This is a genomic window from Vibrio sp. OPT18 (assembly GCF_015163615.1).
Taxonomy (GTDB): Bacteria; Pseudomonadota; Gammaproteobacteria; order Enterobacterales; family Vibrionaceae; genus Vibrio; species Vibrio coralliirubri.
The window spans coordinates 203,079-224,510 of the sequence record NZ_JADDYK010000081.1 but is presented as its reverse complement, the minus strand read 5'-3'; the positions used below and the strand labels follow the sequence as shown (position 1 = coordinate 224,510).

Annotated in this window: 18 protein-coding genes and 1 pseudogene; 12 read left to right on the top strand and 7 right to left on the bottom strand. The window is 44.5% G+C overall.

Annotated elements, in window-relative coordinates; translation table 11 throughout:
* Positions 1 to 149 precede the first annotated feature (149 nt).
* The gene (locus IQQ51_RS21840) at positions 150 to 707 is read right to left on the bottom strand and encodes a hypothetical protein (RefSeq protein WP_193842126.1); all 558 of its coding nucleotides are present in this window, start codon (positions 705 to 707) and stop codon (positions 150 to 152) included.
* Positions 708 to 1,239: 532 nt separating this feature from the next.
* Between IQQ51_RS21840 and IQQ51_RS21835 the strand changes: the two genes are divergently transcribed.
* Together IQQ51_RS21835 and IQQ51_RS21830 are read left to right on the top strand one after the other, a co-directional pair.
* Positions 1,240 to 1,929, top strand: a complete 690-nt coding sequence (locus IQQ51_RS21835; protein ID WP_048617038.1) for a response regulator transcription factor — start codon at positions 1,240 to 1,242, stop codon at positions 1,927 to 1,929.
* Positions 1,922 to 3,271, top strand: coding sequence for a sensor histidine kinase (locus IQQ51_RS21830; protein WP_193842125.1), 1,350 nt, complete (start codon positions 1,922 to 1,924; stop codon positions 3,269 to 3,271). The genes IQQ51_RS21835 and IQQ51_RS21830 overlap by 8 nt, the downstream gene beginning before the upstream one ends.
* Positions 3,272 to 3,380: 109 nt before the next feature.
* Here IQQ51_RS21830 and IQQ51_RS21825 read toward each other — a convergent pair whose 3' ends face one another.
* Positions 3,381 to 3,917: a GNAT family N-acetyltransferase gene (locus IQQ51_RS21825; protein ID WP_193842124.1), complete on the bottom strand. Its 537-nt coding sequence runs from the start codon at positions 3,915 to 3,917 to the stop codon at positions 3,381 to 3,383.
* Positions 3,918 to 4,143: 226 nt separating this feature from the next.
* Between IQQ51_RS21825 and IQQ51_RS21820 the strand changes: the two genes are divergently transcribed.
* Positions 4,144 to 5,409, top strand: a complete 1,266-nt coding sequence (locus tag IQQ51_RS21820) for an HD-GYP domain-containing protein (protein WP_048608967.1) — start codon at positions 4,144 to 4,146, stop codon at positions 5,407 to 5,409.
* 134 nt (positions 5,410 to 5,543) lie between these two features.
* On the opposite strand, the gene IQQ51_RS21815 is transcribed toward IQQ51_RS21820, so the two are convergent.
* The 4 genes from IQQ51_RS21815 to IQQ51_RS21800 form a co-directional block, all read right to left on the bottom strand.
* Positions 5,544 to 5,993: a PTS sugar transporter subunit IIA gene (locus IQQ51_RS21815; protein WP_193842123.1), complete on the bottom strand. Its 450-nt coding sequence runs from the start codon at positions 5,991 to 5,993 to the stop codon at positions 5,544 to 5,546.
* Positions 5,990 to 7,246 carry a PTS ascorbate transporter subunit IIC gene (locus tag IQQ51_RS21810; RefSeq protein ID WP_048608964.1) on the bottom strand — a complete coding sequence of 419 codons (1,257 nt, stop codon included), beginning with the start codon at positions 7,244 to 7,246 and terminating at the stop codon, positions 5,990 to 5,992. The genes IQQ51_RS21815 and IQQ51_RS21810 overlap by 4 nt, the downstream gene beginning before the upstream one ends.
* A 10-nt stretch (positions 7,247 to 7,256) precedes the next feature.
* Positions 7,257 to 7,526: a PTS sugar transporter subunit IIB gene (locus IQQ51_RS21805; protein WP_017064872.1), complete on the bottom strand. Its 270-nt coding sequence runs from the start codon at positions 7,524 to 7,526 to the stop codon at positions 7,257 to 7,259.
* A 284-nt stretch (positions 7,527 to 7,810) separates the two neighbouring features.
* Positions 7,811 to 8,287: a hypothetical protein gene (locus IQQ51_RS21800; protein ID WP_048609093.1), complete on the bottom strand. Its 477-nt coding sequence runs from the start codon at positions 8,285 to 8,287 to the stop codon at positions 7,811 to 7,813.
* A 613-nt stretch (positions 8,288 to 8,900) separates the two neighbouring features.
* On the opposite strand from IQQ51_RS21800, the gene IQQ51_RS21795 reads away from it, so the two are divergent.
* The 8 genes from IQQ51_RS21795 (at position 8,901) to IQQ51_RS21760 (ending at position 19,370) form a co-directional block, all read left to right on the top strand.
* Complete coding sequence (locus IQQ51_RS21795; RefSeq protein WP_017060598.1) at positions 8,901 to 10,109, top strand: NupC/NupG family nucleoside CNT transporter; 1,209 nt, start codon at positions 8,901 to 8,903, stop codon at positions 10,107 to 10,109.
* A gap of 320 nt (positions 10,110 to 10,429) precedes the next feature.
* On the top strand, positions 10,430 to 10,699 hold the full coding sequence (locus IQQ51_RS21790; protein ID WP_017060599.1) for a hypothetical protein: 270 nt from the start codon (positions 10,430 to 10,432) through the stop codon (positions 10,697 to 10,699).
* A 113-nt stretch (positions 10,700 to 10,812) separates the two neighbouring features.
* On the top strand, positions 10,813 to 12,246 hold the full coding sequence (locus IQQ51_RS21785) for a TolC family protein (RefSeq protein WP_048608962.1): 1,434 nt from the start codon (positions 10,813 to 10,815) through the stop codon (positions 12,244 to 12,246).
* Positions 12,243 to 13,472 (top strand): efflux RND transporter periplasmic adaptor subunit, encoded by a 1,230-nt coding sequence (locus IQQ51_RS21780; protein WP_048608960.1) that lies wholly within the window; start codon positions 12,243 to 12,245, stop codon positions 13,470 to 13,472. Before IQQ51_RS21785 ends, IQQ51_RS21780 begins: the two co-directional genes overlap by 4 nt.
* 2 nt (positions 13,473 to 13,474) lie before the next feature.
* Positions 13,475 to 16,663, top strand: a complete 3,189-nt coding sequence (locus tag IQQ51_RS21775; protein WP_193842122.1) for an efflux RND transporter permease subunit — start codon at positions 13,475 to 13,477, stop codon at positions 16,661 to 16,663.
* A 135-nt stretch (positions 16,664 to 16,798) separates the two neighbouring features.
* Complete coding sequence (locus IQQ51_RS21770; RefSeq protein ID WP_048608956.1) at positions 16,799 to 17,509, top strand: response regulator transcription factor; 711 nt, start codon at positions 16,799 to 16,801, stop codon at positions 17,507 to 17,509.
* Positions 17,506 to 18,759, top strand: coding sequence for a sensor histidine kinase (locus IQQ51_RS21765; protein WP_193842121.1), 1,254 nt, complete (start codon positions 17,506 to 17,508; stop codon positions 18,757 to 18,759). Before IQQ51_RS21770 ends, IQQ51_RS21765 begins: the two co-directional genes overlap by 4 nt.
* The gene (locus IQQ51_RS21760) at positions 18,759 to 19,370 is read left to right on the top strand and encodes a class I SAM-dependent methyltransferase (RefSeq protein ID WP_193842120.1); all 612 of its coding nucleotides are present in this window, start codon (positions 18,759 to 18,761) and stop codon (positions 19,368 to 19,370) included. Before IQQ51_RS21765 ends, IQQ51_RS21760 begins: the two co-directional genes overlap by 1 nt.
* A gap of 133 nt (positions 19,371 to 19,503) precedes the next feature.
* Here IQQ51_RS21760 and IQQ51_RS21755 read toward each other — a convergent pair whose 3' ends face one another.
* Complete coding sequence (locus tag IQQ51_RS21755; protein ID WP_193842119.1) at positions 19,504 to 20,652, bottom strand: DUF3541 domain-containing protein; 1,149 nt, start codon at positions 20,650 to 20,652, stop codon at positions 19,504 to 19,506.
* Between the two features lie 283 nt (positions 20,653 to 20,935).
* On the opposite strand from IQQ51_RS21755, the pseudogene IQQ51_RS27510 reads away from it, so the two are divergent.
* Positions 20,936 to 21,432: pseudogene (locus tag IQQ51_RS27510) on the top strand (CHASE domain-containing protein); the annotation flags it as partial.

The following is a 21,432-nucleotide window of genomic DNA, read 5'->3' as shown; positions in this document are numbered from 1 at the left end:
CGACCACCGAAATCGTGTGTTCGGTCGTCGCGTATCAAATTGAATTCTGGCCTTTAATCGCTGTTAAGAAGCTGTTTTAAAGAACAGGAAAGAGCTTAAGAACAATAAAGAACTTAAGCACAGCAAAGTGCCACAGAAGAAACAGCGTGTTAAAGGTTCAGTGAGCGGATGATTTTGTTCACTTTACCTTCAGGGGTAATTTCGACGACATAGCCTTTCTTATCATCAAAAATCTCTCCGTCGATGAAGTGCCAACCATTTGGTTGTTGGATGATCTCTTTAGGAAAGTTCTCATCAAACATAGAGTGGTTTGGATAGACCGTTTCGATAGCTTCAAATAATAGCTGTGCTTCATCTTGATTGGTCACCACGAAGTCTTCTTTCAGGCACATCGTCAATTCAGGTAGAGGTTGAGTGGTGAAGGGTTCTGTCATCGAGCCCAATACACCGTTATGTGCGTAAAAGCGGTATGAGCCAGAACTGCTCTCGCTTCCGTCTGGTGACTTAATGTAAGGTGTTGCACTGTAGAACTCACAGTTGAAGACCATCTTTTGAATAATGCTGCTTTGTGGCGTGACCTGAATGTCTATCCAAGAACTGACTTGCGCTTGAATTTGGTTCACCATTTCTTGTTTATTGGTGTCTGCCATGACTGGTGTTGAAACTAAAGCGGTGGCGGTCAGTAACAGTGAAAGCGTTTTATTCATCTTAAAATGGGCCCTGTGGAAGTGATTATTGCGTAATATTGAATCTATTCATTAATGGAGTGAATGTTACTTTAAGAAGGTATTGCTTAACAGGACCTATCTCTCGGTGAAAAATGGAAAGCTCTGAACTTGGGTCTAGGTAATCGATTACCTTTACTTACAAGTCTATTTGTTTGAATTTTTAATCTAGTAAAGTTGAAATTTACAGTGCTATTAACTGTTATGTTATTGGTGTATGGGTGGTTGGTTTGATTGGGTTTTGTAAACACCTCAAATGTAAGTGCGCGTAAGAAAATAAAGCAAATGTAAGCGGGTGGTAGGCGATGAAAACACAGCAAATAATGTGTACTAAAGGAGGTAACCTTGATAAACCAAGGCGCACCGGTTGTTGCTTCTCTATTTTGTAAACGTGTATGTACAAAAGTGATTACTATGTTTTGCGTACGGTAAATGTAGGGCTCTGATTCCAATATTGATGATCTATGACCAGTATATATACTGCCCTCGCTTTTAATAAATACTGGTGATAGGAATGTCGAAAACCAAAGTGCTCATTGTTGAAGATGACCAAGAGATAGCTCGTTTAACGACGCTTTACCTCGAAGCCGAAGGTTACAATGTTAGCGTTGTTCATGAAGGGAACTTGGCACTTGAAGCGATTCGCAGTATTGAACCTGATTTAGTGCTGTTGGACTTGATGCTCCCAGGGATGAGCGGCGCGCAGATTTGCCGTCAAGCTCGTGAGTTCTACAATGGAATGATTTTAGTGCTAACGGCCTCTGCTGATGAAATGAGTGAGGTCAGCTTATTTAAGTTTGGCGCGGACGATTACGTTGCCAAGCCGATTCGTGGCCATGCCTTGTTAGCGCGAATTGAAGCGTTATTGCGTCGAGCTGCTCCCGTAACAACTGCGCAAGAAACTACGGCTGAAAAACAGTGCGATATTGTAATCAACAGCTCTGCTCAAAGTGCCACGCTCTATGGCCAAAACCTCAAGCTTACTTCTGCTGAATTTGAAATCTTAAACCTTCTAGTTAATAACATCTGTCAGGTCGTGACTCGAGACCAGTGCTGTCAGCTATTTAGAGGGATAGATTACGCATTTAACGATCGCTCAATTGATATGCGCGTGTCTGGGTTACGCCGAAAGCTGCGCATTCACGCAAAAGACAAACAGTTGATTCGTACGGTTCGCAACAAGGGGTACATGCTGGTTGCGTAAGTTCATTGCTACGAAGCTTCGCTCGGTTTCGATGTTTGCTCGCTTATACCTTGGGATTGTGACTGGGATGTCGGCAACGATATTTTTGTTCTTGAACCTTGGTGAGGGGCACATGCGACGCACCGAGATCGAAACCTTCCTCAATGATGGCATCTACTTTGCGGAGCAGTATGTTCGTCAACACAATCAAGAAAACTCACTCTATAAAGAGCTCGATAGAACAGGCTACCAACAATTTTATATCTTCAATTTACGCCTGTTGGAGAATTGGTCGGGCGAGGCGCCTTGCCAACAATGTGAGTTATACACAACCTTAAACGGTGTGCCGATATATCTAAGTGATGACAACCTTTATTCGGCCGTGTTTCAGCTGCCAAACTCTAAATTTAGTTTTGGCTTCAGTGAGGTAGGGGACTTCTTCTCTCCTGACATTGAATGGTATGAAGACTCAGAACGACACTTTTTGTTAGGGCTGTTATTGGCTGTAATCGTGGCGATTGGAGCAAGTGTTTACTTACCTGTGAGGCGTTTTCAAGAAAGAATAGAGTTGCTCGTCGAGAAGCAGAAGCAGTTTGGTAAGGGCAAGCTTAGTACTCGATCTGACATGGACGACATCCATCCTGTTTCTGATTTAGCCAGCAGTTTTAACTTCATGGCTGAAGAGATTGAGAGCAAAGTAAAACAAAGTCATATCTTCGCTCAAGCTATCCCACACGAAGTACGAACTCCGTTAAGTCGTATTCAACTGGCGACCGATATTCTAAGAAGAGGAGCCCCCGATAATCATCAGGTTCTTTTCGATGACATTGATACCTACATTGAGGATATCAACGAACTCACGTCAGAAATCATCATGCTGTCGAAGTTGAATGTCATGGATAACTCTTTCTTTGAACTCGTTAAAGTGACCTCCGATCTTCGTGAGTATTGCCTAGACCGAATTCGTTACTCGAAACTAGACAATGCCACCTTTGAATCTAAGGTACAGCTAGAGTGCAAGATTAAGTGTGATTGCTCAATGGCACGCTTGGTGTTCGATAACGTGCTAAAGAATGCGGGTAATTACACGAAAGACAAAGTGTGGATGACGTTAGATGAGAACTCAGAAAACTGGCTGGTGGTGATTGAAGACAATGGTTCTGGAATACCGGAGAATAAGCGTGATGAGGTATTCCTTCCGTTCTCTCGATTAGATTCAAGCAGAACGTCGACCACAGGTGGATTAGGGTTAGGCCTGGCGATTGCTCTATCGGCGGCTAAAAAGCTTTCTTGGGATATCAAAATCGACGACAGCAACTACGGAGGCGCCAAGTTCAGTATCGTGATTCCTAAAATCGCATAAGCTGTAGCTTTAAGAGCTCTTCAGGCTCGTAAAATAACAAAGCCACGGACTAATACCGTGGCTTTTCATATTCCGATTTACAAGCTAGTGACTGCTTAGAGCTTAGAGCTTAGAGCTTAGAGCGATGAAGGCCATAAATAGCGTGGTCAACGATGCGACCATTCAAGTTCTCGTTACGCGTGATGATACCTTCTAACGTGAAATGTAAGCGCTCACAAACCTTACGGCTGCTTTGGTTACCGGTTGCGGCTGATATCTCTACCTTTTCCATATCTAACTCATTGAAAGCAATATCAACCAGCTTTTGGACAACGCGCGTAACAATCCCCTTTCCTTGGTATGTCTCAGATAACCAATAACCTATCGTCACCTTTTGCTTATCATGGTCAATGGTATTGAAACTACAGTTACCGACGACCTTGTCTTGATACACGATCGCACAAGTCATGCTTTTCCCTTCCGCATAATCGTGTAGCGAGCGTTGGATGAAGATCCTAAAGTCTTGCTCGGTTTTACAATGTGGCGGCCACACGAGCCATTGGCTTAGGTACTCATTCTGACTTTGTGAGATTTCCGCGTAGTGAGAAGCGAAGCTCTCTTCAACCAATGCGATGGAGAGTTCGTTGTCGATAACCGTTTTAAACATGTCTTTCCTTTTCTTATGGCTGCTTATTTAAGCGAATCTTAGTCGGCAGGCTATAATGTCGCATGATTTTTAATATGCAACCATTTGTAGCACGGATTTTTCGTGATACGTTAGTTCTATCACGAAACTCATTAAACCTTACAATAGTTGTGTATATAATCATTAGCTATGCATTAGTATTAGCGCCCTAAATATATAAAAACTATAAAAATGCTAGGCTTAAATAATGAATCAACATTGCCAGGACGTGACCGTGGACCTAAGAAAGGCTCTATTCGGTATTGCTAAGGCGCTTGATAACGTCGGTTTCGAAAGTAAAAATCATGGACAGAGAGTGGGCTACATCGCGTATCGATGTGCTCTGAGTGTGGGGTGGGAAGAAGAGCAAGCGCAACTCGCGTTTTCGTTAGGCTTGATTCACGACTGTGGTGTCTCGCAAATTGATGAACAGCTCAGCTTAACGTCTGGGTTTGTACCCGACTCAAGCTATCACCATTGTCAAAAGGGCTACCAAATATTAAAAGAGTGCCCAGTTCTTTCTATATTCGCTAAGCCGGTTCTTTATCATCATACTCCGTGGTCTGAGCTAAAGGCTATTCATATCAGTGAGTTAGAAAAAGAGCTAGCTGCCATCGTGATGCTTGCCGATAGGGTCGATTATCTATACGGCATAACCTCTTCTGATCGTTATGGAAACCTAACACCCGATGGCAAAGCGAGCATCATTGAACGTTTGACTGAACAAGCGGATGAGATGTTCGAAACTAACCTTGTGCAACACATGTGTGAGTTGGTCGATCTGGATGATTTTTGGTTTTCTATGGAGATCCCTTACATCGAAAACATGAGGGATAATTTTGAGCCTGTACCATTCTTCTCTCAGCAGATGTCGTTGGATGAGACGGTGGCCTTTGCCGAATTTATTGCCAACGTTGTTGATACCAAAAGTTCGTTTACCTTTAAGCACTCTTTGAAGGTTGGGCAGCTTTCAGAATACCTCGCCAAACAGCTGGGTTATTCCTACACCACTCAGCGTAAACTCTATCTGGCTGGGTTGGTTCATGATATCGGTAAACTGCAAACTCCTAATGACATTCTGCATAAGCCGGATTTACTTACTGAAGAAGAGTATTGCTGTATTAAACGCCATGCAACGGACACTCGATTCGCACTGCAGGAGTTGTTCAGTTCACCTCAGGTTTGTCAGTGGGCATCTAATCATCATGAGAGATTGGATGGTTCGGGTTACCCAATGGGCAAAACGGCGGAAGAGCTGGATCAACCCAGTCGAATTGTTGCTGTGGTGGATGTGTTTCAGGCGCTAACTCAGTCTCGCCCTTATCGTGCAGGTATGACGTTAGAAGAAACACTCGCTATTTTGACGGACCACGTTGATAACTTTAAGTTGGATCGAGAAGTGTTTGAGTGCCTTAATAAACACGCGCAATATTGCTTTGAATTATCGACAGATAAACGAATGTACGCGTTTTAGTGCAAGTGAGTCCTTTTGAGGTGTGATGCCTTCACTCATATTCGATGAGATATGACCAAGCACCAGAAACAGAAAAGCGATAGCCGAGGCTATCGCTTTTTTAATGGGGGCTTATCAGGATCTTTATATCGAGATTAGTATCGTTTTAAGATCTCGATAATCGCTTGCTCAGTTTCCGCTGCGATGATGGCATCAATGTCATCATCATTTTGGAACAACTCTGATAGCGCCATAATCGTATGGATGTGGCTATCTGAGTCCATCGCCGCCAGAGTAATCGAAAGGTAAACGTCACCGTTGTCTTCTGACTCTAAATCAACACCCTTCTTGAATACCGTTACTTGCAGTGATGCTTCGTTAACACCATCTTCAGGGCGAGCATGAGGCATCGCAATCTTTGGTGCTAGAACATAGTACGCGCCAATGTCCTTATGCTTTTGCTTGATAGCTTCAACATAGCTTGCTTCGATTTTGTTGTTCGCTAGCAGTGTTGAACAAGTCACATCAATCGCCGCATCAACCGTTAGGTTTTCGTCAGAGTTGATGATAACGCCTTGGTTACCAATTAAATCAAATAAGCTCATGAAACAATCCACCCTAGGATAAGACCAACAACACCGAAGTCGAAGTCAGCAAACGTTGTCGCTTCAAGACCAAGGCCACCCAGTACTGGAAGCAGTAGCATTGGTAGGAAAGAGATACACAGACCTTGCGTGAACGAACCAAGAATTGCACCGCGTAGACCGCCTGTCGCATTACCGTAAACGCCTGCTGCACCACCTACGAAGAAGTGTGGAACGACGCCAGCTACAATGATTGTCCAGCCAAGCGCGCCTTGAACTGCCATTGCTAGTAGGCCAGCAGCGAAAGAACAAAGGAAACCGATAAGTACCGCGTTTGGTGCTACAGGGAATACCATAGGGCAGTCTAGAGCAGGTTTTGCACCCGGTACGAGTTTGTCAGAGATACCTTTGAATGCAGGAACGATTTCAGCAATCAGCATCTTCACACCTTGCAGTACGATGTAAACACCACCGGCAAACACAAGAGACTGCATGAAGGTGAATACTACCCAGTTCTGACCGTTTGATACTGTTTCAACAAAGTCACCGCCAGCAACTATTGAAGCAAACATAAAGAAGATAGCCATTGTTGTTGCTACAGCAACGGGTGTATCACGCAGGAACATTAAGCTCTTAGGTACGTTGATGTCTTCTGTTGATTTGGAAGTGTCACCAAACTTGCTACCAATGTAACCCGATACTAAGTATGAGAACGTTGAGAAGTGACCCATCGCCAGTTGATCTGTACCCATCACTTTCTCTGTGTATTTTTGAGCAAGTGCAGGCATGATAACCATCAGTGAACCCACAATGATCGAGCCGATTGCAACTAGAGCAGTGCCTTCGATGTTAGCTGTAGACAGGATTACCGCTACCAGCATAGACATGAACATTGTGTGGTGACCCGTTAAGAAAATATATTTTAAAGGAGTAATACGAGCCAATAAAATATTCACAACGAATGCGAAGAACATAATTAGAGCCATTTCATAACCGAATGCTTCTTGTGCTAGTGCAACAATTGCTTCGTTATTTGGAATAACACCACTTACGCCGAATGCTTCAGTAAATACAACTGAGAAGTTATTTAGTGCGCCAACAAGAGCGCCAGCACCAAAACCTAAAATTAGGAAACCCATTACGGTTTTAATTGTGCCTTTTAGAATGGTAGAAACATCTGCTTTTTGTGCAACCAGGCCAATAAAAGCAATTAAACCTACCATGATCGCCGGCTCTTTTAATAAGCCGAGCATGAACTCGAAAAAGTTTTGCATAATTTTGACCTTACATGAAAGTTTTTAGTTGTTCTTCAATAGATGCTTTGTCAAAAATATTTTTAAGGCTGATGATGTTCTCTTTACCAGCGTCTTTTAGTTGGTTTGCAACGTCTGTTGCTGCAACCCAAATATCCGCATTGCTTGATGCTGCAGATGATAGATCTTCGTGATCAACTTCTGCTTCGAAACCGATTTTTTTAGCGACTTCTTTTACTGCCATTTCCATCATTAGAGAAGTACCAAGGCCGTTACCGCAAACTACAAGAATCTTTTTCATAATATTTGTCTCAATTGGATTTTAGGGGTTGAGAAACTTCGTTCTCTTATTGTGTGAGAGCATAGTAATGGAAATATTCAGATTTCAATAAGATCTCCATCACAAAGCTAAAATGAGATTGTGATGGAGATCTCGTTAATTTGTAGTAAAGATCCAGAGTGAGACTTTGATCAAATTTAACTTTTCACTCGAATATGCAACGTATTTTATTGAGAAAGGCGGGCTTAATTAATTTTTATATCAGAATATAAATCTATAGAGGCTTTATTGTAGAAAACAGAGAATTAATCGTATCGACCGTAGTCAGTAAGCATTTTCTTAAGCATGCTATTAACGTCTTTGGTCTTTTTATTTCTTTTAGTCAGTTGGCTAAGAGAGGTTGGTTTTGGCGAGGCAACATTTTCACTGTCGACTTCTTCAGTTTTATCTTTCATTTTCTGTACGGCAGGCAATAACATTCTAATTTCTTCGTTATTGGCATTGGTCAGGACGACAATATTTTCAGATTCAACTTGGGTTATGGTTAATATCCCGTGTTTAACCGATTCAACCTTTTCACCAATCATAATTGATTCAGGCGCAACAGAACGATCGGTGAGTTGACCTGTACGTAATTTCGCCGCACTAATAGCGCGGATATTTCCGGTATTTTCAAACGCGACAATAACAGTATAGGTATTATAATATTCAACTACTGTCACATAGCCGTGTCTATTTGTTTTGAATCTAGCTCCATTGTTCATGTCGTGCGGAGCTTCCATTTTCTTCACGTGTTTCCTCTCTTAGTCTCGATGGCTGTTATATCTAATCAGCTCTATTGGTATTTTATAGATAATTATTTGGTGAGATCACATAAAGTATATACGCATCTAAACTTAAGATGAATCTTGAAGTCTCGGGAAATGAGGCAGAGCACAGAAAAGCAGTAAGAATCACACAGAATTAACCGAGTGATTACGCTCACACACTTAAAGACTTAACATTACAAATTCAACTCCCTACAGATTGTTTACAGTTTTGAAGCACGAAAACGACGATAAACAATACGTTTTGGCTAATCCTTGACCGCGCGATCGTTTGCGTCAAAAAATGTGATGAAAGTCTCATTTAACTGTTTATACTTCTCTTCCGGTTTTAAGCCGGTGCTTAGCCAATACAAGCCGTCACATGGATATGTGAATGACCCCACGGACCGGACCAGCTACGTTCCACTGCTTGTATAAGGTGATTTTTTACATGAACAACTCGTTGTTACATTCGCTAACCCTGTTAGCTCCTTCATCGCGTAGCGTTTTGCTTGCGGTTCTTTGTCCTGTTCCTTTGATGTCATTTGCTTGGCTCATGTTCACTCTTTAAGGATTACTAGGACACATTATGAATATTCTATTTGGTTTTGTCGGTGTTCTTGCACTGATTGCTTGCGCGTACCTGTTATCTGAAAGTCGTTCTTCAATTAACTGGAAAACGGTCTCTCGTGCACTATTACTTCAAATCGGTTTTGCAGCCTTAGTCTTGTATTTCCCATGGGGACAATTGGCGCTAACTAGCCTAAGTAATGGTGTTTCTAGCCTGCTTGGTTTTGCAGACGTTGGTATCGCATTCCTTTTCGGTGACCTTGCTACTGAAGGCTTCATTTTCGCGGTTCGCGTGCTTCCAATCATTATCTTCTTCAGTGCTTTGATTTCTGCGCTTTATTACTTAGGCGTTATGCAAAAAGTGATTCAAATCTTGGGCGGAGCGGTGCAAAAACTGCTGGGTACAAGTAAAGCTGAATCTCTGGTTGCTACAGGTAATATCTTCCTTTCTCAGGGTGAGTCTCCTCTTCTTATTCGTCCCTTTTTAAAGTCTATGACTCGTTCGGAACTGTTTGCTGTAATGGCAGGTGGTATGGCGTCGGTAGCGGGTAGTGTACTTGGTGGTTATGCTGGCCTTGGTGTTGAGCTTAAATACCTTATCGCTGCAAGCTTTATGGCGGCTCCGGGTAGCCTGTTAATGGCGAAGATCATCGTTCCTGAGCGCAGCACACCAAGTGATTACGACCATATCGAACTAGATAAAGCTGACCAAAGCAACGTGATTGATGCATTGGCAAGCGGCGCGATGAACGGTATGAAGGTTGCGGTAGCGGTTGGTACTATGTTGGTTGCCTTCGTGAGTGTGATTGCGATGGTCAACACTGGCCTAGAAAGCCTAGGTGAAACGTTCGGTTTTGCGGGCATTACACTGCAAGCTATCTTCGGTTACCTGTTCTCGCCTCTTGCATGGCTGATCGGTATCCCGAGTGATGAAGTATTGATGGCGGGTTCTTACATCGGTCAGAAGATCGTGATGAACGAGTTTGTTGCTTTCATCGACTTCGTTGAGAACAAAGCGCTACTTTCTGAACACAGCCAAGTAATTGTGACTTTTGCTCTATGTGGCTTTGCTAACATTGGTTCTATCGCGATTCAGTTAGGTTCAATCGGTGTTATGGCACCAGAGCGCCGTGCTGAAGTGGCAAACTTAGGTTTGAAAGCAGTAGCTGCTGGTACGCTAGCAAACTTAATGAGTGCATGTTTAGCGGGTATTTTCATCCTGCTTTAAGCTCGATTCAGTTAAAGCGCCTAAATTGAGTAAAAGCGGATATCTTGCTTACGGAGTTAACGTGAGAAGGGTGTCCGCTTTTTTGTGCCTGTTAATCAGGCGAAATCAGGTTTTGGCCGTCGACTGTGATTTGTCTATCGTGAGTAAAAGCTCACTCGGAAGAGTAATAGAGCCAGTTCCTTTTATCCGATATACTTGAATATCATCAGGTTGCGATTAATAACATTCGGCTTCGATTAAGAAGATCCGGTTCCGACTAAGCATATTCACTTTCGACTCGGAACAATGGCAACCAAGCTAAATTAATCAAGGGTCTCTCCATGAACATTCGCGTTCTCATCGGTCTTATTGTCACCTTCATTGGCTTGTTTGCGATGGTTTACCTAATTGCTGGCGGCGCTCAGTTTCCTATCTACCAGTGGCCAAAAGAGGCTTACCTCGGTTTGGTGTTCAGCGTCGTGTGGGGGGCTGGCGTCGCAGCGTCTGTAGCGTATTTCTTCTCGGCATTGGTGTTTGTCACGGTCGCCGTGGTTTGCTATGCGATCGGTTATAAAATTGGTGGGCTCTTTTCCAGCAAGTCAGAAGCGTAAAGCAAAAGTTTAAACGTACGCTTTTTGTATTTTCTTTGGGGTTAACGTTCGCCTTAACCCTCTCTTAACCCCCAGCTCGTTATCTTGTCTCCATTCTTACAGGAGACAAGAAGATGAAATTGAATCTTCCTTTAAAACATTCCCTTATTTCACTTGCTCTAATCGGATTGATGGGTTGTACGACAACCAGTCAGGCCGACTATGTTTCACTCGCTGAGCAAAGCACTAATCAGACACAACAAAGCTTACTCGCAGAGCTGATTCAACAGGCTTCTAGTGATCAAGCGTCTACTCAACAAGATCTAGACGCTGAGAACCTACAACTTACCGATTTAGTGAATGCACCGGAGCTCGATCTTTATATCGAGCGGGCTCTGCAGAACAGCCCAAGCCTCCAACAAAGCATCACAGCACTCAAAATAGCTTATGCGCAGCAAGGTGTAACGTCTGGCGACCGCTTACCAACCGTCGATGCGAGCTTTTCTGGTCAAGCTGACGAAGGTACTAACGGCTCAAGCACGACTGAAACCTACACCACTGATGTCACGGTTGGTTGGGAGCTCGATCTATGGCAGAAGCTTGCAGACACAAACAACGCCGCTTTGAAAGACATTGCGACGTCTCAGGCTAACCTTCAGGGCGCTCAAGATCTTTTGGTCGCCAGTGTGATGAGAGGTTGGCTTGATATCAGTTTGAAGCAACAGCTTGTTGATATTGAAACGCAGCGTTTGGTGATTCTAGAAAACAATGAAGAACTTGTTTTAGAACGTTATCGAGCAGGGCTAGGTAGCCTTGAAGATCTAGATAATGCAAAAACCAGCAGCGCATCGACTCAAGCAACCTTAGCTGATTACCGTGAGCAGCTTGCACAAAGTCGACGTGAGTTGGTTTTGTTAACAGGGCAATGGAGTGGGGAGTCTGATGAGCTATCGCTTGCTGAGCTCGGTTCATTCCCAACCATCATTAATCCGCTAGAAAACATGCCGACACAAGATCTAGCAGGTCGTCCCGATCTTCAAGCCGCTTTCTTTAATATCGAAGCAGAAACATTGCGTGCTGACGCGGCGTACAAAGCGATGCTGCCATCTATCAGCTTATCTGCCAGCCTAACCGATATGGCGGATTCTCCGAGCGAAGCTCTGCTTACCGGGCCTTTGTGGAGTGCGCTTGGCCAAGTGTCAGCACCACTGTTTCAAGGTGGCAAGCTAAAAGCACAGGCAGAAATTGCTGACCTAACCACAGAAACCAGCTACTGGGCTTACCAAGAGACACTGCTCAATGCGGTGAATGAAGTGGAAAATGCGATGGGGCAAGAGTCCTCATTAACGCTTCAACAGCAACACCTAACGAACGCCTTGGTAAGCGCACAACGCAGCTTCACTAGCTATGAAGAGAAATACCGTCAGGGTTTGGTCGACATTTTTGATCTACTTACTGTTCAGCAGCAAACCTATGACCTTGAAGCGCAGTTAACACAAACCATTTATAACCGTCTCGTAAACCGAATTGATTTAGGCCTAGCTCTGGGCTTGGGAGTATCTTCATGAAACTGAACACCATCACAATTGCAATCACCTTAGTTGCTGGTTCAAGCATTTTTGCTGCCCTTGCTTACAACGGTTCACAAGTGGCTCCTACTCCTCAAAAGACGAATGAACTAACGGTTTCAGAGCCTAAAGCTACGCCTATTCAAACCAAGTCTATTGATACGACGACTTTGCCTGCTTCACAACAACAGCAAGTCTCTGTGGTACTTGCCACTCTCGGTGACTACCAAGCAGAAGTGGTGGGTTACGGAGAAGCGAAGTCGCGTTACGAGCTGATGTTTTCGACGGAAGTTGGTGGTCGAGTAGAGACAATCAGCTCGCAGTTTGAAACAGGGCAAGTGATTGGCCAAGGTGAAGTGATCGCTAATATCGATTCGACCAGTTACCAACAAGCGGTAACCCAAGCGAAGGCGAATGTTGCTCAAGCTCAACTGGATTTGTTGGAAGAGCAGAGACAAGGCGAACAAGCTAAGTCTGAATGGCAACGCTCTGGTTTGTCTGGCGAGCCGGATTCACCTTTAGTATTACGCGAACCACAACTGGCACAAGTAACAGCAGCCTTGGAGAACGCCAAGCTTGAATTGGTGAAGGCTGAGCAAGACCTCGAAAAAACAACCTTGGTTGCCCCTTTTGATTCGTTGGTCGTGAGCCGTGATGTTCAACCGGGAAGCTACGCACAAACGGGCGCTCAGATAGCCACGTTATACAGCGTTGATGAGGTTGAGGTCTCTGTTCCCCTTTCTGAAAGCCAATGGTTGAGTTTGCCAAGCAGCGATAACACGCAATTGAAAGAGCAGCCGTGGCCAGTGACGCTATCGAGTTCTGATGGTCAATTCCAATGGCAAGGTTATGTGGAGCGTGTTGAGCAGCATTTACAACAAGACACGCGTCAGCGCTCATTGATCGTGAAAGTCGATAATCCTTTGGAGCAAGAGAAGGATCTTTATCCAGGAACGTTCGTACAAGCGACGATCTCGGGTAAGCAGTTAACCCAATTGTGGGAACTTCCGGCTTCTGCACTTTCGCAACAAGGCGACCTGTGGTTTGTGGATGATAGCGGTCAACTTTCGAAATCAAAGGCGAATGTTGAATTTGAAAAGGGTGGTTTGATTTACATCGATCCTACCAAATTGAACTTGGAAATTGGTGACGGTGTTCAAGTGGTTAAGCGTCCGTTAAGTAGCTTTAAAGCGGGCATGGTCGTTCTGGCTAAGGCGGAGGGTTAGTCATGTCTCATGAGTTGAAACCGAATAACCAAGCGGACAGTAACAAGAAGCCAACTAAACCACACACTGGCGCAATCGCATGGTTCGCGAATAACTCTGTAGCAGCGAATTTGTTGTTAGTGGGCGTGATCATCATAGGCCTGTTATCACTGAACTCATTGCGTAAAGAAGCATTTCCAAGCCTTGAACCCGATGTGGTGACAGTGTCTGTAACCTATGACAGTGGTGACCCTATTCAGGCGGAAGAAGGCCTAGCGATTAAGATTGAAGATGCGTTAGAAACCGTCCCAGGCATTAAGCGTATTACGTCAACTTCTGATGCGAATGGTAGCCATGTTTCGATTGAAAAAACGAGCACCTATGATCTTGATACCCTGTTAACTGACGTTAAAACTAAGGTTGATGCGATCAATAACCTGCCTTCTGGCGCTGATAATCCTGTGATTGATAAAGCTCGCATGCAAGATCATGCCTTATGGGTACAGATCTATGGTGACGCAGACCGAGCAACGCTGCAGAGTTTAGCTGAGCAACTGAAATCAGATCTACTGAGCCAGTCATCAATTCGTGATTTGGAAATCAAAGCTAAAGCCGATCCTATGATCTCGGTTGAGGTTGATGAGAATAAGCTGCAAGCGTACGGATTAACACTGACTGACGTTTCTGAAGCGATCAATGCGGAATCTTCTGCGGCTATCTCGACTAGCCTTCGCAATGGCGAAAAAACGGTTCGTTTGAAGGTTTCTGAACTGGCGTATGAGATCCAAGATTTCAACGCGATTCCGGTGATGACGACGGCTGATGGTACTCAAATCACACTGGGTGACATTGCCGACGTTGAAGACATGTTTGCCGATGATACCTTCATGCTTTCTCGTTATAACCAACAGAATGCGATGGCAATTCAAATCGTGATGGATGAGTACGGAGACGTCGTCAGTATTGTTGAACAAGCAGAGAAAGTGGTAGAGCGTTGGGAAAACAGCAACATGCTGCCTAGCGATGTCGAAATCGAAACTTGGTACGACAAAAGTACCATGATCAAAGACCGCTTAAGCCTATTGATGAAGAACGCGCTCACCGGTATTGCTTTGGTGTTCATCGTGTTAGCGATATTCCTAAACGTGCGTGTCGCTTTCTGGGTAGCCGTTGGCTTACCGTTTGTCTTTTTTGGCACCATGTTCTTCATGACAGATACCTTCATGGGGTTAACCATCAATGAAATGACCACCTTTGGTTTCATTATGGCGCTCGGGATAGTAGTCGATGATGCGGTGGTGGTTGGGGAAAGTATCTACTCCACACGTAAGGAAGAAGGGGACTCAATAGGCAGCACTATTCGAGGCACCATGAAGGTGGCATCACCGACTATATTTGGTGTGTTAACGACAGTCGTTGCCTTTTTAGCGTTAGCGAATGTTGACGGTAAAATGGGGCAAATTTACGCTCAATTCGGCACGGTCGTGACTATCTGTTTGTTACTGTCTTTGGTTGAGTCTAAGTTCATTCTGCCATCGCACCTTGCACACATTAATACCAAGCGCAGTGAGAAGAAGGGATTGTGGGCTCGCGTTCAACATGCTGCCGATACTGGGCTAGGTTGGTTTAATAAGCGTATCTACTGCCCCGTAATTGAATGGGCGCTGAAACTGCGTTATGCGGTAGTGATGGTTTTCTTGTCACTGCTTATTTTGGTTGCTGGGTTGCCAATGACGGGTGCGGTTCGTGTAGCGTTCTTCCCTGATATGCCGGGCGATACGGTGACTGCTGATATGTCGATGCAAAACGACGCGAGCTTTGGTCAAACACAACAAAACTTGTTGGTGCTTGAAGCGGCGGCAACCCAAACGGATGAAACACTGAGAGCACAATACGGTGCTCAAGATGAAGCATCTGAGCTGTTGAGTCTTCAAGTTATCGCCGATGCCGATGATTCTGGCCAAGTGAAAATTGAGTTGGACAGCGACAGTGTCTACACATCGAATGAGTTTTCAGATGCTTGGCAAGAGACAGTGGGCCAGATGGAAGGGGTTAAGAAGCTCAAAGTCTTGTCTAAAATGGAGATGGTCGACAACTTCAAAGTAGAATTGAAAGCGTGGAATGAAGAATCAGTGACTGCGGCGGGTAATGAGTTCTTAACCAAGCTGCAAGCGATTGAAGGTGTGAGTGGTATTGACCATAACTTGGATCTTGGTGAGCCTCAGTATCGTTTTGAATTAACACAGCAAGGCCGTGCGTTAGGTTTCGATACGGCAAGCCTTTCACAACAAGTATTACAGGCGTTTGGTGGTGATATTGTTCAGCAATTCCAGCGTGGTAAGGATGAGGTAAAAGTTCGAGTTCGTTACCCAGAATCGGATCGCCAAACCATTGCGGATATCAAGCAAGCGAGCGTGAGAACCAACGACGGCACCGTGGTGCCTTTGAGCACAGTCGCTGAAGTATATTCTGATTACCAAGTATCAGAGATCACACGCATTGATAGCCAACGAGCGGTGTACATCAGTGCAGTATTAGATAAAGACGTGGTTGCACCTGCAGAGCTTGTTCATCAGCTGCAAGATACATTAGTACCTGATCTAGAGGCGCAATATCCGGGGTTAACGGTCGACTTTGCTGGCGAAACGGAAGAACAAGAAGAGACGGCTAGTTCAATGATGAGTATGTTCATACTTGCCATGATAGCGATTTATACGCTGCTTGCTATCCCGCTGAAGTCTTACATTCAACCAGTGATCATCATGACAGCGATTCCATTTGGTATCGTTGGGGCAATCCTAGGACACTGGTGGAATGACTTAACAATCAGTATCCTATCGTTAAACGGTATTCTCGCGTTGAGCGGTGTGGTGGTGAACGACAGCTTGTTGTTGGTTTCTCGTTTCAACGAGCTAATCAAAGAGCAGGGCAAGTCGGTTCACGATGCGATTGTTGAAGCGTGTTCTGGTCGACTGAGAGCCGTATTACTTACATCGGTTACGACGTTCGCAGGTTTGACGCCACTATTGAGTGAAACGTCTTTGCAGGCTCAGTTCCTGATCCCTGCGGCAGCGGCGCTAGGCTACGGTATTTTGTTTGCGACGTTTATTACGCTGATCCTGACACCTGCATTGTTAATGATTCAGTGTGAGATTAAGTCTCTGATTCTTAAAGTCACAAATCGAGTCAAAGGCATTGAACAAACAGCTTAACAATGGCTAAGCTAATGATATCTAGGCTGATGATTGCCGAGCGAGGCTCAGCAACTTCGGTCTAGGTTCATTACCGAACAAGATATTAAAGATCACTACAAAGCTACACTACAACTAACAATAGAGGTCGTCACGATGGCAGAATCCGTCACTAATAAATTCACAGATAAGCTTCAATTGCTTTTGGTTGAAGACGACCTCGATTTAGCTACGGCTGTTATTGATTACCTCGATTTAGAAGATATCCAGTGTGATCATGCAGCGAATGGTTTAGCTGGACTCAATCTTATCGAAACAAACCGATATGACGCAGTCATTCTCGATCTCAATTTGCCTAAAATGAACGGCTTGCAGGTGTGTGAGAACCTCAGAGCGCAGGGTATTGATACACCCGTTTTGATGTTGACGGCGCGTGATACGCTCGATGATAAGCTGACTGGCTTTTCAAAAGGGGCCGATGATTACCTGGTGAAACCTTTTGCAATGGAAGAGTTGATTGTTCGAGTGCAAGTGCTGGCGAAGCGACGCAGTGGTCAGGTTCGTCGCTTGTCGGTAAGCGATTTGGAAATTGACCTAAAACAGCATCAAGCCTATCGCGATAACTCTCCTTTAAAGCTTTCGCCTACCGCACTCAAAATACTGGAAATCTTGATGCGCTCTAGCCCTAACCCTGTTTCTCGCGAGACCATCATGCAGGGCGTGTGGGGCGACGATCAACCAGACAGTAACAGCTTGAAAGTGCATATCTTCAATCTGCGTAAACAAGTGGATGCGGAACAAGACAATAAGCTGCTGCATACCATTGCGGGGAAAGGGTTTGCGATTAAGGAGTTACGACAAGCATGAAGATCAGACCAAGCCTAAGGATCTACGTTTTATTGGCGATTCTGGTTACAGGTGTCACGACGATTCTGGTTCTTTCTGCCTTGAGCGTAAACTACTTTGTCTCTGGGATGGATATCGCTATGCGTGGCTCTATGATTGCCCAAGCGCAACAAGATGCGGTGAAGGCAGGCAAGCCTATGACCAATCAAGAATTTACGGTGGCGACCCAATGGAGCGACTTGCCACAAAGCATTCAGAACAACCTCAACCAGAACGAACTGCAATTCAACCGCATGACCAAAATAATCATTGGTAAATCTATATTCTCACCTCCCGAGAAAGGCTATTTCGCCATGAAGGTGATGAAAGGTAATGAGGTTCGTTATGTTTCTGCGGTGTTTGCTCAAAAACATGACCCTTTCATTAATGATGAAGGGCTTCCGCACTTTATCACGATTCTTTTGACCGCACTGGGTGCGATTGTATTGTTTTTCGTTATTTTGGTTTTGGTGTTACGTAAGGTGGCATCGCCTGTTGAGCAGCTAAAGAACTGGGCCAAATCGCTAGATAAAGATAACCTCAATGAACCGACACCTGATTTCCACTTCAGTGAACTGAACACCTTGGCTAACATCATTCGTGATAGTTTGAGTTCGGTTCAAAACAGCTTAGAACGAGAGCAGAAATTTTTGGGTTACGCGAGCCACGAATTACGTACTCCTATTGCGGTCACAAGAACAAATAGTGAACTGCTAGAGAAGCTGATTCAAAAGGGTAAGAGCCCAGAAAAGCAGCTTGAAGTGATAGACCGAATCAAGCGCGCGGGTTTCACCATGACAGACCTGACAGAAACCTTGTTGTGGCTTACCCGACAACAAGACAAAGATCTGCCTCTGGAAAACGTACATCTCGGCGAACTGTTGCAACAAATAAACCACGATTTAAGCTATCTATTGAATGGCAAAGCCGTGGCTGTGAACCTTGAAAGCGACGATACACAATGCCAGTTGCCAGTCGGACTCACTCGTATCGTGCTGACCAATTTGATTCGCAATGCTTTCCAACACACAGGAAGCGGTACCGTGGGTATCGTTCAGGTAGGCTCGAAAGTCACCATTGTTAATCACAACACTGACGGCACGATAGAAGACAATCATTTGGGCTTTGGTCTAGGGTTAGAGCTTACCGAAAAGCTGCTCGCGCAATATCAATGGCAATATCATAACCAAGAGTTGGCTGGTGGTCGTGAAGTGTGGGTGGATTTCTCGTAATGCACTGGCTCGATCGTTGGAAGGTGTATCGCTATCATCGAAAACAGACTAACCGCTCGAATGGCGACAAGGCTAAAGCTTTAGGTTGGACTAGCGAAGAGAGCCAGTTGTGTCGCTTTGAAGTGATCGCTCGTGCGGCGGACTTCGAAAAGAAGAGTGTTTTAGATTTGGGTTGCGGCTATGGCGAGCTGTTTGAGCTGCTCGACAGCATCTATCGCATTCAATCTTATACCGGCGTTGACCAACACGCAGGCTTTCTTAAGAAGGCGAAGAAAAACTACACAGAAGATCGTTGTCAGTTTTTGTCGGGTGATATGAGCAAAATGAACCTTGAGGCGCACGATATTGTCATCGCGAGTGGTTCACTGAACTATATCTCTCGTGATTCTGATTATCTGACAAACATGATTACTCGTATGTATGAATTGGCGAATCAGACGGTGATTTTTAATCTTCTCAATTCAAGCCAATATCCTTCACGTAATACCTTGATGAGTTACCACCCTCAGGGCGTGTATCGCTTCTGTAAAGCGCTTTGTGAGGATGTTTCTTTAATAGAAGGTTACGCAGAAGGGGATTTTACGATAGTGATGAACAAAGTCTGCCTCTGAACTCAAACTCAAACCTAAGCCAGAACGAAGTGATGGTGTGGAAAGAATTAAAAAAGCCGCAGGCCTCGAAAGGTGTGCGGCTTTTTGGATTCTAAGACTAACCTAAGCATCTAAGACCAGCCTAGGTATGTTGCTAGTTCTTCTGCGGCTGGTTTTTAATGAGTCCGTAAGGGATGTTAGTAAACACCTTAGGGTTGCCTTCATAAGTCGGCGCTTCATTCACTTGCTGCCAATCGAGTAGCATGATTGCTAGCACGTTGCGGTGTTCACCGTACTCAAGGTCAAAATCACCGGTGATAGAAGGGATCATGCCTTGTTTCTCATCGATTGAAGCTTGAATCGCGAGCCGAGTTTTCTCTACAACTGGGTCATCTTCTAAACCTGCTAATAAGAAGGTTAATCCAACCTCCGCAATCACATCTTCTTTCGCACGCAGCAGAATCGTATCGATGTTTTCTCTGAAGTAATCGTAGATCCATTGATGATCTTGTTCGCTGACTTGATGTTGGTAATATTCTGAGTCACCAAAGATGACGTGTGTCATACCATAGATCTTATTACCGTATTGCTGGCTTGAAAGCTTCCTGTCTTTATCGTTTGGGTATGCTTTTTTGAAGGTATCGACGAACTCATCAACGACATCTTGCTCACCCAGTTGGCGCAACCAGTAAACCTGATTCGCTAACTGAGCGGCCCACGCTTTCACCATGTCTTCATTGGTCACGTATCGTGAGAAGTCATAGCGACGAATGATTTCGCGCAGCTTAGCATCGTTCTTGTGTTCTAAACCGTATTCATTAGCACGAGCCATCGAGCCTAGAAGGTCAACACCAAGGTAAAGGTATTCAGGCATGTGCTTGGTGATGTTGTAGCGTCGAACACTGCGCTCATCGTTATCACCAATATAAGATGCAACTCGCTTCTCTGAGTAGAGTACGATTTGCTCCATCGTTTGAACGTCATTCGACAGGGTACTGAGCTTGCTTGCCACTCGTGCCATGTCGCTCCACACCGCAGCCGAATACTTATCGTCTAATGTTTGGCGATACATGCGCAGCCCGTAGTGACCTTCTTTGAATGCAGGCAGAGTGTAAAGTTGGCTTTCGTAGGTGGTGCGAATGAGGTCAGCAGATTGCTTGAAAGATTGTTCTTGAGAATTGAGCGAATCTGCTTGGGATTGAACGCTCGCTGCGGTTGGCGCTTGAACGTTTTCTTGTGCGTGAACGGCAACGGCAACCGAGGCTGATAGCAATGTACACAGTGTGATAGTTTTTAACTTCATGTCGTGAGGTACCAAGCTGATTATTAGTCTATGTAAAATAACATTGATGAATCCTTTAATGTAAGCGTTGAGTCAATACAATGTAAGCTTTATAAGGTTCACTAACCCTTTTTGATTAAACCATTCGTTTAGTAAAGAAGTTTGAAGTGATGGATCACTCAATATTTGATAGATAGTCGACGTTAGTATGGATTTTTAATGACTTAGCGGCATACTGGGGCAATAAGCCAGAAATGAGCCGTTATAAGGCAGTATATAGAACAATAGTGTTAGAGGTTCGTAAATGCCAAGTGGTTCTAGCAAGCAGTGGTCTGCCAGAGTAGTATCTTTTCTTTTTTTCCTTGCGATAGTAAGCGCAATTGAGTTCTTTCATGCTAAGCAATTAACTTTTCTTAAAAACGAATCGTATTCAGAGGCAAAAAAGCAACTATCCATTATTCGTTCTCGGATTGAAGCCGCGATCGTGTCAGATATGTATATCCTCAATAATTTCTCGACCTTAGTGACCATCAACCCCGATGGTGAGGTGAAAAATTGGGACAAGATTGCTGAGAATATCATTCAAGATGGCTTCCATATTCGACTTATCGGACTCGCCAAAGACGACATTCTAAATTTTGTTTACCCGCTGGAAGGCAATGAGCAGATTCTCGGTATTAATTATCGTGATCACCCAAACCAATGGGAGTCGGTTGAGATAGCCCGTAATCTTGGCAACACTTTTATTGCTGGTCCCTTTGAGCTTTTTCAAGGTGGACAAGCCCTCATTACGCGCACTCC